The following is a 14,796-nucleotide window of genomic DNA, read 5'->3' as shown; positions in this document are numbered from 1 at the left end:
TTAGGCAGAGACCAAAGCGTTGGCTTCTTTGAGACCCTTTTCGGGGTCATCGATCGGCCAGTATTCCAAACCGACATAGCCTTCGTAGTCGGTGTCGCGGATCGCTTTGAAGATCTCCGCATAGTTCAACTCGCCCCGTGTCAGTTCGTTGCGTCCGGGATTACCGGCGGCATGCAAGTGACCGATGCGGCCGACGTTTTCCACAACATTGCGAATCACATTGCCTTCGCTGATCTGTTGGTGGTAGATGTCAAAGACGACTTTGACGTTAGGGCTATCGACATGATCGACGATCGCGAATGCCTGTTCGCTGCGAACGAGGTAGTAGCCGATGTGATCGATCAGGTCATTAAGCGGTTCAAAGACCAACGTGATACCGGCCTGTTCCAGCATCGGTGCCGCTTCGCGCAAGCCTTCGACGAGGCAGTCGTGCTGGGCTTCGTGCGATTCGTCTTCACGAAAGTCGCCGACTTGGGAAATTAGCGTTGGGCATCCCAATCGCTTGGCCGCTTCGATCGATTCGGCCAAACCGTCGAGGTATTCACGACGTGCCGCGGGGTTAACCAAGGAAATGAACTTGGTGCAGCACGATGCGATTTGCATCTCGTGCTTTGCTTTGGCGTCTTCGATCTCGGCCAAGTCTTTGTCCCACCAACCCCAAAATTCAAAGGCATCGATTCCACACGATTTGACACGCGCGATCGCTTCGGACTTGGGGACGCCTTCGAAAACGGCGTCGATACACACGGAGGATTTCAGTCCAGACATTGAAATGCTGATGGGTGTGGTTGGCGGACAATAAACTTGCGATCAGACAATGATTGCCGGTCGCGCGCACAGATGACTATTCAAGTACCGAGGCAACCGATTCGCAGAAGTACTGCATTTTGGTTTCCGACATGCCGGCGACATTGATTCGGCCACTGCCGACGATGTAAATGCCGTACTTGCCTTTCAATTCGTCAACTTGCATTGGCGTCAAACCGCTGAACGAGAACATGCCTTTTTGGCGAAGCAAGAAACCAAAGTCATGGCCCTTGCCGGTGTTCTTCATCGTTTCGACAAATTGTTCGCGAAGTCGCGTGATTCGGACTCGCATCGCTTCAAGTTCTTCTTTCCATTGAAGCGTTAGCTGTTCATCGCCAAGGATCGTCGCGACGATCGAGGCACCGTGACGTGGCGGGTTGCTGTAGTTGGTACGGACGGTGCGTTTGAGTTGGCTTCGCGCCGCGCTCGTGTCTTCACTGCTTGCTGCGACCAAGGAAATCGCCCCGACGCGTTCGCTGTAAAGGCCAAAGTTCTTTGAAAACGAAGTGCAGACCAACGCTTCATCGGTTTGTTCCAAGATCGTCCGTAAGCCGAACGCGTCTTCGTCGATGCCGTCGCCGAACCCTTGATAGGCGAAGTCAATTAGTGGCAACAGCTGCTTCTCTTTGACAACGTCGGCGATCTGTTTCCAATCGTCCTTTGTGGGATCAATCCCGGTCGGGTTGTGACAACAGCCGTGAAGCAAAACGACGTCACCGGGCGAAGCCGATTCGCGCAGCGTCTGCAACATCCCGTCGAGGTCCAGCGAAGTCCGGTCGTCGGCCAGATAGCGATAGGTTTCCGTGGGCAGTCCCGCAGCGGCAAAAATGGCCGGATGGTTTGCCCAAGTCGGATTCGGCATCCAGACTTTGACCTGCGGTAGCTGTGTCCGCATGAAGTCAGCTGCGACGCGAAGCCCGCCCGTGCCGCCTGGCGTTTGCATTACTGCGACACGATCCTGCGGAATACTATCGCCAAAAACCAATTGCCGGACATCGTTGGCGTAATCCGGCGAACCGTCGATTGGCAAATAGCCCTTGGTTGCCTCGGTCTCCAGGATCTTTTTCTCAGCCGCTTTGACAGATTGCAGGATCGGCGTTTTACCCGTTTCGTCTTTGTAGACGCCAACAGACAGATTCAGTTTGTCGGGATTCGAATCGGCATTGAACGCTTCGGTCAGACCCAAAATGGCGTCCGGAGGTGCGGTTTCGAGAATGGAGAAACGGTGACTCATGGGAGGTTCGAAAGGGAAACGAGAATGTTAAAGCGAACGGTATGGCACGGACGGCCGGAGGGAAGAACCGGTTCACTTTCCTGCAACGTCGTGACGGCTAAGCCGTGAATTCAAGTGTCCGACGAATACATCAGCCTGCTGGCGAGATCGTAGTGCAAGAAAGCCTATTCGGCTATCCTGCGGATTCCGGCAGAGGGTAGTCATCCGGGGGGTGGTGCCGATTGATGTTCCCGGGTTGAAACCACTAATTCTCACTAATCAGACACTAATCCAGAAACCAAGGGAAAGGAGATGTTCAAGCAGGAAGGTTACGATCTGATGGGGGCGGCGTTCGAGGTTTACAACGAACTGGGTTATGGCATGGCGGAAGAAATCTACCAGCAAAGCCTTGAGATTGAGCTCGGTCTCCGCAAAATTCAATTCCTCAGCAAATCCGAACTCCAGGTCCATTACAAAGACAACTTGTTGACGACCGTCTATCGCCCTGACTTGCTGGTCTACAAAGAGATCGTCGTCGAATTGAAGGCCGCGAAAGCCCTTGCGGCGGAACACGAAGCCCAATTGTTTAACTACATGCGAATCAGCAAGAAGACAGTCGGATACTTGATCAACTACGGATCGTCACCGGGACTGGAATGGAAACGAATCGTGTTGTAGGAAGGGATGAGAGTGAAACCACTAATTGCCACTAATCAAACACTAATCCAGAGCGACCGAAGTCTTTGACTTATTAGTGTTCAATTAGTGCACATTAGTGTTCTCAACTCGCCCTACCAGGGAGCCAAGACGATCGCACGTTGGCGAATCGAGTCTGTTTGCTAGCGACAATCCTGCGGACTTACTCGGGAGAATCCAAGCATTCTGGAACGTCGTTCCGAGCGTTGTTGACCAAGGTCGAAACGGGGCGTGCGGCGAATTGCTCATCGTCGCCGGTACGCAACATCGGCTCAATTGAGGCGAGGTCTTGGATTTGCGGATCCAGCCATGTCGAGAAATCTTGTTTCTCAATGAAAACGGGCATCCGGTCGTGGATTTTGCCAAGGGATTGATTCGCCGCTGTGGTCAGGATCGTGACCGTTCGAAGCGGTTGCCCATCATTGCCCAAGTGTTTGTTTTCTTCCCACAGGCCCGCCATCGCGAGAACGTTCCCGTGGCTGTTCTCGATCACGTAAGGCTGCTTGCCTTGAGGTGTCTTTTGCCATTCGTAGTAGCCGTCGGCGGGAACCAAACATCGTCGCTTTAACAACGGTGTTTTGAAGGATCGTTTCTCGCTTGCCGTTTCGCTACGGGCATTGATCATGCGGTTTCCGATCGAGATGTCTTTGGCCCAAAACGGGACCAAGCCCCAGCGAAAAGTCGACCACTGACGTCGAGCATTTGAATCGGCTTGACCGTCTCCCCCGTGAATGCAGGAGACGAGCTGCGTGGGGGCAATGTTGTAACGAGGCTTGATGGAGAGCTGACTGGCACGCTCGGCAATTTCATTCTCGTTCCAAAGGGGAAGGAACTCCTGCGTCCAGGCGGCTGCCGGCGTTTTCAGATTGAATCGTCCGCACACAGTGTTTATTTCAGGAGTTGCAAGTTTTGGCGGATCAAGATGGGCATCGATCGAGCCAAGTTTCTCAAAGCGTTCAGTAAGTCGTGCCGGCTAATTTTCCTAGCCGTGGCCCGAGAAACTTGCCAATCAAGTCTCACGCTTTTTCAAATTGAATGCCATGTTTTGAGGACTGTTGCAAATTGCGTCAAGCAAATTAACACAGTGCTCAATCCTGATGATCGCTCGGCTGGCCTTATGGCAACACGAGGTCATGATCGGTAAGGCCGAAGAAAAGGGCGATTCGATGGGGAAAAAGTGGCAACCGACGCCGCCTCCAGCGCCGGTTGCCTGTCTTCGTTCATCCCCTGGGGAAGGGCTGTTCGAGACGATCTTTGCAGCAATGCAAACGTGATACCAATGGGGGATCGACCCAAACGGGCGCGGCGATCAAGAGGTGAAAAGTGGTGCCCCATCGCGAAAAACGATCCCTCGGCACTACAATCGATTGGATCTGCAGGGAAACAGTCGCCCAACGGAACGTCCCGCCGGACAAACTGGAAACGAGATTTAGAGACCCTTGAACTTTCGACTTCTTAGCCGCGTCCTCGGTTCGATCTGTCTATTGATTGGCGGATCGATGGCCTTCAGTTTGCCCTTCGCTTTTCCGGTGTTGGCAAACCGGACGCACTTACCTGCCGCAGAATCGATCGAGCACGCCGGGATTCGCGGCTTGGTGCTCAGCATGGCGATCAGCATGTTCGTCGGGACGGCATTAATGATTGCCGGGCGGACTCGCAAGGGTAAGCCATTGTTTCGCAAAGAAGCCATGGCGGTCGTCGGACTTAGCTGGCTGCTGGCGACGATCCTTGGCGCCCTACCGTTCTACTTGAGCGGAACCGAGATTTGGAAAGGACGGCCGATCACGTTTATCGAAGCGATGTTCGAAGCGCAGGCCGGGTTTAGCACGACAGGTGCGACCATCCTTACAGACTTAGAAACGCCCGACGTCGTTCCGCACTGCATCTTGTTCTGGCGAAGCTGGACGCACTTCCTTGGCGGGCTCGGCATCGTCGTTCTATTCGTCGCAATTCTGGGTCAGGGCTCAGCCGGTAAGGCGATGGTGCGGGCCGAGATGCCGGGACCTAGTAAAGAAGGAAGCATGCCGCGAATGCAGCACACATCGCTTGTGTTCGCAGGGATCTATTGTGGCTTGAACGTGATCCTGACGATCGTCTACATGGTCGAAGGCATGACGCTGTTTGATGCGCTATGCCATGCCTTCGGGACGATGGCGACCGGCGGCTTTAGCACGTACAACCGCTCGCTCGGCGGATTTGACAGTCCATTGATCGAATACACGACGATCTTGTTCATGATCTTGGCGGGAACCAACTTCACGCTGTTGTATCTGACCATGATCGGTGGACCACGACGGATGTTTGCGGATGTCGAGTTTCAAACCTATATCGGCATCATCGCTGGGGCCACGGCCGGAATCATGTTCTTCGGTCTGCGCGCCGAAGACCTCGGATTTGAAACATTTTGGCAAGGTTTGCGAAACGGATTGTTCCAAGTCGTCTCGGTGATCACCACGACCGGATATGGCACGGCTGACTTTGACCGCTGGAATAACTTTGCCCGCGGAAGTCTTTTGGTGTTGATGTTTATCGGCGGATGCGCCGGCAGCACCGGTGGCGGCATGAAAGTCATTCGGCACGTGCTGTTTTACAAAATCTTGCGACGTGAGATCGAGCTGTCCTATCACCCACGCGTGGTTCGTCTGATTCGGATCGGCAACACGACGGCGGACGATCCGGCGATGCTGCGTGGGATCATGGTTTATTTCTGTCTGATCCTCGGCATTTTTATTGCCTCATGGATGTTACTGGTCACGTTCGAACCCAGTTCGACATGGGGTTACGACGCGACGGATCCGACCAGTGTCGAAGACAGCAAGCTGGATGAAAAACTGCTCGACTGTGCAAGCGCGGTTGCCGCGACACTGAACAACATCGGACCCGGTTTGGGTGTTGTCGGCGCGACGCAGAACTATGCGGGCTTCAGCCAAGGGGCGAAGTTCCTGTTCTGTTGGTTGATGATGCTCGGACGAGTCGAAGTTTTCAGTGTGTTGGTGTTGGTTTTCCCATCATTCTGGCGACGGACGTAGGACGCGGCGGCTGGCACGGTAGTCCGCCGAGCCACACCTGCCTGCGGTTTCGTAGTTTGAGATGGCTGTATGGCAATTGTGCCGAAACACCAATGCCGGCAGGGGATGTCTTTGATGATGCCCGGTCCGGGTCTTTGCGATATGATATAGGGGCGTCTCGTCCACCATCTTTCGCGGGTTCTATGAAGCGATGCTTCCTTATCGAATCAGTTTTGAGCATCCAGCGTTTCTGTGGCTGCTGCTTGGATTGCCGGTCCTGTGGTGGATTGGTTTTGAATCACTAGGCGTTCTCGGAAAACTTCGTCGCTGGCTCGCTCTGGCAATTCGAACGCTAGTTTGGACGATCTTGGTGTTCGCGTTGGCCGGTGTGCAGCTGGTCCGAGTTAGCGATCGGATCACGGTGATGTATGTCTTGGATCAATCCGAGAGCATTCCGGTGGCCAAACGACAAGTCATGTTGGACTATGTCGTTCGCAACGTGAAACGGCATCGTGATGCGCGACGTGGTGACAAAGCCGGCATCATCGTTTTTGGTCGCGACGCATCGGTCGAGATACCACCATTTGATGACGAGATCCGCCTTCGTCGCTTAGAAAGCTTGATGGAGCGAGGTGACGCGACGAACCTCGAATCTGCACTCAACTTGGCTCAGGCGACGATGCCGGAGGACACTTCGCGTCGAATTGTTGTTGTCACCGACGGCAATGAGAACCTTGGACAGGCGCGAAAGCTGGTCGCCCGTGTCGCTTCGGCAGGGATCGGAATCGACGTCGTTCCGGTGCTGCTGGATGCCAAAAGCGAGGTGCTGGTCGAAAAAATTGACTTGCCTACGGACATTCGCAAAGGCCAACCCTTCGAAGCTCGGATTGTTGTTAACAACTACACCGACACCGGACAAACCAGTGGCGAGCCGACCAAAGGACGCATCCGTGTAAAACAAAAAGAGGGCAAAGACGAAACGATTCTGCTCGAACGCGAGATCACACTGGATGCGGGAAAGAATGTCTTTCCACTTCGTCATACGATCGATCGGCCGGCACCCTACGTTTACGAAGCGGAATTTATCCCAGCCAGTCGCGAAGAAGACGGCATCCGGCAAAACAATTCCGCGACCGCCTATACCCACGTGCGCGGGCAAGGCCGTGTCCTGCTGATCGAAGATCGCGAAAACGAAGGCGACTTCAGTTTGTTGATCGGAAAACTGCAGGACAACAACATCGAAGTCGTCACGCAAACCAACGATGACTTGTTCGGTTCATTGGCCGAACTGCAAGCTTACGACGCGGTGATCTTGGCAGGTGTACCCAGGACCACGGGCGGATCCGATAACGAGATCGTGTCCTTTAGCGACGACCAAATCGAAATGTTGGTCCGCAACACGCAGCAGCTCGGCGCCGGGCTTTTAATGATCGGTGGTCCCGAAGCGTTCGGCGCCGGTGGTTGGACCGGTACCGAAATCGAAAAGGCCATGCCCGTCGATTTTCAAATCAAAAACGCCAAGGTACGCGCCGTCGGGGCATTGGCTTTGATCATGCATGCCAGCGAGATGGCGGACGGCAACTACTGGCAAAAGCAAATCTGCAAAGCCGCGATCGAGCAGCTCGGCAGTTCGGATTTCGCGGGTGTGCTGCACTGGAACTTTCAAGGTGATGCATGGTTGTGGGGTGGCGATCCGAGGTGGTCAGGCCTTGCCGAAGTCGGCCCCAATCGTCGCGTGATGCTGTCACGTGTTAGCCGAATGACGCCCGGCGACATGCCGCAGTTTGATCCGGCGATGAACATGGCAGTGAAATCGCTGAACAACGTACCCGCGTCGGTTAAGCACTGCATCATCATTTCCGATGGTGACCCGAGCGCGCCCAACCCGAACACGATGAATGCGTTCGTCAACGGCAAGATCACAATCAGTACCGTTGCGGTCGCGTCACACGGTTTGCAAGGCAGTCAACGTTTGCAGCAAATTGCCAGTCAAACCGGCGGAAAGTATTACAGCGTCAAAAGCGGACGCGCTCTGCCACGAATCTTTCAGCACGAAGCACGCCGCGTTAGCAAACCCTTGGTTTATGAAGCGGCCGAAGGCTTGGTCCCGCGCGTCGTCTTTCCACACGCAATGCTCGACGGTATCGATCGCGACCTGCCGCCGATCACCGGCTTTGTGATGACGCAGACGAAAGACAGTCCCTTGGCTCAGGTGTTGATCCAATCGCCGCGTCCGGAACAGCCTGAAAATGCAACCATCCTTGCCGCATGGACGTATGGCTTGGGCCGTACCGCTGTGCTGACGACCGACGCAGGCGCACGTTGGGCGAGCACTTGGACCGAATGGGATAACTATGAAAAGTTTCACAGCCAGCTTGTTCGTTGGTTGATGAGACCGACCGGGGATACCGGCAAATTCAGTATCGCGACATCGGTCAAAGATGGCGAAGTGCAAGTCGTTGTGAACGCACTGACGAAAGACGATGCGTTCTTGGACTTCTTGGAAATGAACGCAACGGCGCTCGATCCTGATCTGAATCCGCTGGCACTCGACATGAGGCAAACCGCACCGGGACGCTACGTCGGATCGTTCCCGGCAAGCGGCGCCGGAAGCTATTTGGTCAATGTCGTTCCGGGAGCCGGTGCGTCACCGCTGCGAACTGGCGTGACGGTGCCTTACAGCGATGAATACCGTGTTCGTGAAACCAACATGGCACTTATCGAATCACTTGCCGCAACCGAACCCGAAGGTGGCGATGCGGGTGAGATCACGCCTCCGCTGGAATCTCGTGCCAGTGAAGATCTAATCGAGACAGATCCGTTTCGTGGCGGGCTCGCCTTGGCTCGAAGCATCCGTGACGCCTGGCCATGGTTTGTCCTTGGGGCTTGTTGCCTGTTTTTAGGTGACGTGATGGTTCGCCGAATCGCATTCGATTTCGCTTGGGTTGGCCGCACGGTCAAGCGACTGCGAGGCGAAAAGGAGGATTCGACTGAGGCGGTCACGCGGCTTGATGCTCTCCGCAAAAACAAATCTCAACTGGATGAAGACTTAGAAAAACGGCGTGCCAGCGTTCGCTTCGAACCGACGTCGGTGACTTCCGATTCGGATAATCAAGTCGACTTGTCCGACCTGGGCGGAACGTCACCTAAACCTAAATTGGGCGGTGATAAGCCGAGTTCTGCAAAACCGGCTCCGTCCAGCTACACCGAGCGGCTGCTCGAGGCCAAAAAGCGGGCTCGCAAAGACAAAGGCGAAAACTAACGATCCGAACGGGAAACCGAATCGTCCGCCCCGCAAAACCGCATTCGGTCCTTCGGTCGAATAAAAAAATCTGCGTTGTAAATCCGTTGGGGATCCTCTGTCGTCTGTATTAGCAGACAACGCTGTTCTGCTGTGGATGACCCCGAATGACCGACGATCCGGAATCGATCGAAAGCTTGCCGACAAGCCCAAAGGACGCGCACACAACGCGTCTGGAGGAATTCTTCGATTCCTGCGCTGACGAGCTACTCGGCACGCTGTTCTACGTCGTTGGCAACCTGGAAGACGCTCGGGATGCGTTGCAAGAGTCGTTTCTGAAGTGCTGGCATCACCGGCACCAGCTCGACGAAATCCAAAATTTGAAAGCCTGGGTGTTTCGGATCGCACTGAACACCGGCCGGGATTTTCGAAAGACCGCTTGGAATCGTCGACGCGCTCCGTTGCACGAAAACACCTCTCACGAGGATTTCCCGATGGCCTCGACGTCCGAAAGCCCGCCTGAAGGGCTGATCAAAGACGAGCAGCTGCAAACGCTGCGCGTCGCGGTGGCGAAACTGCCGCCGGAGCAACAAGAAGTCTTTTTGTTGCGGCAAAACGGCGACCTCTCCTATCCGCAAATTGCCGAGGCCATGTCGATTCCGTTGGGAACGGTCAAAACACGGATGCGCTCGGCCATCCGTCAGCTACGCGAAAGTGTAGGAGACCTGTCATGAATCTAAATCAACCTCCACAACAGCCCCTTCCAAACGATGACGACCTTGAGCAGCTGCTTTTGGAGCTGCACTATGGATTGTTAGACGATGACGAAGCGGATGAACTGCGTCGCCGTATTGAGACGGAACCACACGTCGCTGCTCAATGGGCGGAAACGTTGGTGATGGCCAACAAGTTTGCTCAAGCGGCTCGGCGTGATGCTTCAAAGGAATCACCCGTCGGTCTTCAATCCGCTGAATCGACAACAGTTGATCACATCGTCAATACACCGTCAGCAACGGCTGTCGATTCGGTCAGCGATTTAGAACCCGCAGGCGGTTCCAACTCGAATCGGTTTATCAAGCTTTGGTGGGTTTCGTTCGCCGCGGCCGCTGTCTTTCTGGTTGCCGTCAACGGATACCGACACTGGATCAGTTTGCCAGAACCGCCCGATGATCCGTTTCATCTTGCGATTCAGTCGATCGATGCGGATCAATCAAACAGTCGCAACGAGTTTTTCGTTGTGGTCAACCCAAGATTATCATCGACAAAGACGGTGGGCTTTGATCCGACCATGCCGATTGTTCCGGCAACCATTTCGTTCGAAGTGTTGTCCAAAGGTGCGGTGCTATTCAGGGGCCAAACCGAAACGAGCGCGAATCATCCCGCACGGATCCAAATCCCTGATGAGATTGTGATTCCGGCGGATGCAAAGCTTGAAATCGATGCATGGACCGATCGATCGGGTGAAAAGAAAGTTCGCCTGTCGGTCCCGCTCGAACCGACGCGTTGTTTAACTTTCTTACGAAGCGATCGCCCTGTCTATCGTCCCGGTGAGCAGGTCTTCTTTCGATCGGTGACACTCAATCGTCAGACCTTGGCATCACACATCGAAGTTCCCATTCGATATGAGTTGCTGGATCCGAGTGGGGCTGCTGTCAGTGGCGCCGTCCTGGAAGGCGTTACCGAACGCGGTGTCGGCAATGGATCGTTTTTGATTCCGGAATCGGCACCGGGCGGAACCTATCAGTTGATCGCCAAAAGCCTGGACGGTTTCTTTCCTGACCAACCCTGCGATATCGAAATTCGTCGTTATCGGGCGGTGCAGTTGAAAACCGATCTGCAATTTGACAAGCGTTCCTATGGGGCGAACGACAATGTCAAAGCGACGCTGTCGGTTCGTCGTGCTAACGATCAGCTTCCTGTCGGTGCGGCTGCGAAAATTCAAGCCACAGTCGACGGCCAAACGATCTATCAGTCGTCGGCGGTCGTGGATGTCGACGGAATAGTCGCGATCACATTTGATCTTCCCAGTTTCCTTCGCGAGGGGACGGGCACGCTTTCGGTGGCGATCGACGATGGATCGGTAACGGAAACGGCATCACGTCCGATCCCGATCCATACCGGTCGAGTCCAAGTCGACTTTTTCCCTGAAGGCGGCTATCTGGCAAGCGGGCTACAGAACCGTGTTTACTTTGCCGCTCGAAACGCCCAAGGTGAACCGATCGAACTTGCCGGCGAAATTCTCTCCCAAGCAGGACGTGTTGTCGCGACAGCCAAAACGGTCCGCGACGGATTAGGGCGGTTCGAATTTAAACCGGAACCAGGCATGCGGTATTCATTGCGGGTAACCAACCCGATGGATATTACCGAGATGCCTTGGCTACCAAGTGTGGTCGACGACAAGCCCGTCTTGAACACCGGGTCAGGAGTCTTCGAAGCCGACGAGCCGATTTCGATCTCCGTCCATACGCTAAAACGCAGGCAGTGTATGGTTCGTGCTGTCTGCCGTGGTGAACTGGTCGGCCTGAAGTCCGTCGATGTCTCAATGGGAGAAAACCAAATCACCATTCCGGTCCAAGACCGAGCCGCCGGGGTAATCCGACTGACTGTCCTGGAAGTCGATACCGATTCCGAAACGACCGTCCCATTGGTTGAGCGGTTGGTTTACCGCCGCGGACAAAAAGCGTTGAACATCAAGGCGACGGTTGATGGGAAATCGGATCAGTTTTCACCCGGCGAACCGGTTCGTATGACGATCGCGGTGACAGATGAGAATCAGAAGCCGGTGCCGGGTGCCATCCTAGGCGTCAGCGTCGTTGATGATGCGGCGCTTAGCCTACGTCTAAAAGAACAGCCATCGATAAAGACACACTTCTATCTCACCAGTGAGGTGCAATCGCCAGAAGATCTTGAGCACGCGAATTTTTACTTGTCGGATGATCCGCAAGCCGGTGAGAGTTTAGATTTGCTGCTCGGAACGCAAGGCTGGCGAAGGTTTGTCAGCGGGACACCCGGCCAATTCAACGAAACGTTTCGATCCGCTCTGGTTCGGTTGCTGGAACTTGACGGGAATCGGGAACAGCTGGAAAGTCAAACGAGGACGAACTCGGATGCGTTGCGGTCTCAATTGATCGCCTACCGGATACGTGCCAAAGAGATCTGGAACGAGTTTATCAACGATGTGCGATTTACTTTGATGCTGATCGGATTCGTTTGGCTGATCGCACTGTTGTTCCGCCCGCGAAAGTCTTTCGCCGCAGCGGCAAGCCTACTTCTGATTTCGGTATTGATCGTGGGCTGCGGGCAAGCTGGAAACACGGTCACCGAAGCGCCCGCATATAACTCTGTAGTGGAGGCCGAGCTGTTTCAGAAAGATCAAGGCAATGCGTATCGGAACGCAGCTGAACAAGGCATGTCCGAGTCGCCAGAGGAAGCGGCTGGTGCTTCATCGTCAGCCGATAGTGCTGATGAAGTGAAGCCTTCGTTTGCCCGGCGTGTCATCGAGGTCTTTATCCCAGGCACAGGGCGATTGGGGCCGGTAAAAGATGGCCAGGTGATCGAAAATCGAATCAGCGAAAAACAACTTCGACAGTTCGCCGAAGCTCGTGGTATCGACACGCAAGCACTTGCCGATCAGTTGATGGAGGAACTGCGTTTCCCGATCCGTCAGTATTCGCACCTCCATCGTACCAGCGAAGACTCTGTACGATCGGACTTTACCGAAACCCTCTACTGGAATCCGCTGATGGTGACGGACTCAACGGGAACGGCCAGTATTCGTTTTGATTTGTCCGACTCGCTGACCATGTTCAAAGTAATCGTCAACGGGCATACCGTTGACGGCCGAATCGGAACGGGAGGAGGCTCCCTCACGTCCGAAATTCCTCTCGCGATCGATGCCAAAGTTCCTTTAGAGGTAACCGGTGGTGATCGGATCGATCTTCCGGTTGGATTGGTCAACGCGAGCGGATCGACGAATCGTTTCGATGTTCAGTTGGTTCCGGACACTGGGCTAAACGCTGCTAAAACGACATCGACGTTGGAGGTTGAAGCCGAAGGCCGACGATCCGAACGTTTTTCGCTTGATGTTGACGACGTCGCGATCCTGTCCAACACCAAGCTGAAGGTGTCAGTGCAAAACCAGTCCGGACGGCTTCGTGACGCGGTTGAACGAAGTGTTCGAGTCGTGCCTGACGGGTATCCGTTTTCTACTTCGAGTTCAGGAACATTGGTCCGTCGCGTCAAAACTAAACTCGATCTACCAGCCGAGATTCGTCCGGGTTCGCTTCATGGCGAGATTCAATTGATGCCTGGAACGCAGTCGCAGCTTAGTCGGGGTGTGGAAAGTTTGCTGCGAGAACCCCACGGGTGTTTCGAACAAGCGTCATCGACCAACTATCCCAACGTGATGGCATTTCAACTGATGCAGGCTGATGGGGTGGCGGATGATTCCGACCGGCAACGGATCGAATCGCTGCTACGCCGTGGGTATCGAAAGCTGACAAGCTACGAATGTCAAGATTTGGGATACGAGTGGTTCGGCAACGATCCCGGGCATGAGGCGCTCTCCGCATTCGGATTGATGCAGTTTACCGAGATGTCCAAAGTCATCGATGTCGATCAAGCGATGTTGGATCGAACCAGACGTTGGCTATTGAACCGACGTGACGGACTCGGCGGGTTCAAACGAAACCCAAGGCATTTGCATGTTTGGTCCGTCAATCAGGAAACGGTTAACGCCTATGTGTTGTGGGCGCTGTCGCAGGCGGATCTTTCATCCGGCAATAGTCAACGTACCGAGAACGACTTCACCAAAGAACTCGATCATTTGGAAAGCATCGCGACCACGACCGACGATCCATATCTGATCGCGTTGTCATCGATCACATTGGAGAACGTCGGACGCAAGTCGACTGCACAACTGTTGCGTGAACGGCTATTAAAAAGCCAAGCGGCGGACGGGCATGTCGAAGGCCAAATGACGGTGACACAAAGTGGTGGGCTGTCGCGAAAAGTTGAATCAACGGCACTCGCAATCTTGGCATGGAAATCCGATCCGCAATTCGATAAAGCATTGCGTAAGTCGGTGGACTGGCTATTGGCCAATCGCAACGGTGGTGGATTCGGTTCGACGCAGGCAACCGTGCTCGCTTTAAAAGCACTTGTCGAAGTCCACACACGAATCAGTCAAAGTGGCGAAGGTGAATTGGAACTATTGGTCGACGGAAACGTGATCGAAACGCTCGAGTGGTCGGGCGCCGGAAAGGATGGCGTGGCGTATCGACTTCCAGACCAAGTTTGCCGACTGTTGGAATCCGATCCCCAAGCAACGGTAGAGCTTCGGTCTGCAAATCCGACATCGCTACCCTTTGTCGTGCAACTTGGCGGTCAGACACGATCCCCACAAAGTCATCAAGCGTGCCCGCTGGAGATGAACGTTCAATTCTCCGATTCAGTCGGTGAAACCAACGCCGGTGATACGATCGATGTCTTGGTAAACGTCAGCAACAAAACGCAGCAGGGGCAGCCGATGAGCGTTGCGGTCGTTGGGCTTCCTGGTGGGCTTGAGCCGGTCATCGAAAGCCTTGATCGATTGAAAGATGGCGGCGAGATTGACTACTACGAACTGCGCGGTCGCGAAGTCGTGCTGTATTGGCGAACGTTCCAGCCACAGGAAACGAAAGAACTGTCGATCAATTGCGTGGCACAAATCCCTGGGCGATACACCGGGCCGGCCCATCGAGCCTATTTGTACTACACCGCCGAACAGAAGGTTTGGGTCAATCCTTTAGTGATCGAAATCCGATAGGATGTAGCGACAGACCGGTGCCGGA

General features: G+C 54.4%; 8 protein-coding genes. 5 read left to right on the top strand and 3 right to left on the bottom strand.

Annotation, left to right across the window (positions count from 1 at the left end; all coding sequences use genetic code 11):
* Together LOC67_RS09685 and LOC67_RS09680 are read right to left on the bottom strand one after the other, a co-directional pair.
* Positions 1 to 768: a hydroxypyruvate isomerase family protein gene (locus LOC67_RS09685; protein WP_230262392.1), complete on the bottom strand. Its 768-nt coding sequence runs from the start codon at positions 766 to 768 to the stop codon at positions 1 to 3.
* 76 nt (positions 769 to 844) lie between these two features.
* Entirely contained in the window at positions 845 to 2,041 is a 1,197-nt protein-coding gene (locus tag LOC67_RS09680; RefSeq protein ID WP_230262391.1) for an amino acid aminotransferase, read from the bottom strand.
* 291 nt (positions 2,042 to 2,332) lie between these two features.
* Between LOC67_RS09680 and LOC67_RS09675 the strand changes: the two genes are divergently transcribed.
* Positions 2,333 to 2,698, top strand: a complete 366-nt coding sequence (locus tag LOC67_RS09675; RefSeq protein ID WP_230262390.1) for a GxxExxY protein — start codon at positions 2,333 to 2,335, stop codon at positions 2,696 to 2,698.
* A 181-nt stretch (positions 2,699 to 2,879) separates the two neighbouring features.
* Here the strand turns inward: LOC67_RS09675 and LOC67_RS09670 are convergent, their stop codons facing one another.
* Positions 2,880 to 3,599 carry an SOS response-associated peptidase gene (locus LOC67_RS09670; protein ID WP_230262389.1) on the bottom strand — a complete coding sequence of 240 codons (720 nt, stop codon included), beginning with the start codon at positions 3,597 to 3,599 and terminating at the stop codon, positions 2,880 to 2,882.
* 616 nt (positions 3,600 to 4,215) lie between these two features.
* On the opposite strand from LOC67_RS09670, the gene LOC67_RS09665 reads away from it, so the two are divergent.
* From LOC67_RS09665 to LOC67_RS09650, 4 genes are all read left to right on the top strand, one after another.
* On the top strand, positions 4,216 to 5,745 hold the full coding sequence (locus LOC67_RS09665; protein ID WP_410001130.1) for a TrkH family potassium uptake protein: 1,530 nt from the start codon (positions 4,216 to 4,218) through the stop codon (positions 5,743 to 5,745).
* 190 nt (positions 5,746 to 5,935) lie between these two features.
* Positions 5,936 to 8,986, top strand: coding sequence for a VWA domain-containing protein (locus LOC67_RS09660; RefSeq protein WP_230262387.1), 3,051 nt, complete (start codon positions 5,936 to 5,938; stop codon positions 8,984 to 8,986).
* Positions 8,987 to 9,132: 146 nt separating this feature from the next.
* The gene (locus LOC67_RS09655; RefSeq protein ID WP_230262386.1) at positions 9,133 to 9,699 is read left to right on the top strand and encodes an RNA polymerase sigma factor; all 567 of its coding nucleotides are present in this window, start codon (positions 9,133 to 9,135) and stop codon (positions 9,697 to 9,699) included.
* The gene (locus tag LOC67_RS09650; protein ID WP_230262385.1) at positions 9,696 to 14,771 is read left to right on the top strand and encodes an MG2 domain-containing protein; all 5,076 of its coding nucleotides are present in this window, start codon (positions 9,696 to 9,698) and stop codon (positions 14,769 to 14,771) included. The genes LOC67_RS09655 and LOC67_RS09650 overlap by 4 nt, the downstream gene beginning before the upstream one ends.
* The last annotated feature ends 25 nt before the right edge of the window (positions 14,772 to 14,796 follow it).

Origin of the sequence: Stieleria sp. JC731 (assembly GCF_020966635.1) — a bacterium.
Classification (GTDB): Bacteria; Planctomycetota; Planctomycetia; order Pirellulales; family Pirellulaceae; genus Stieleria.
The sequence above is the reverse complement of the archived record's forward strand: the minus strand, read 5'-3'. Positions and strand labels throughout refer to the sequence as shown.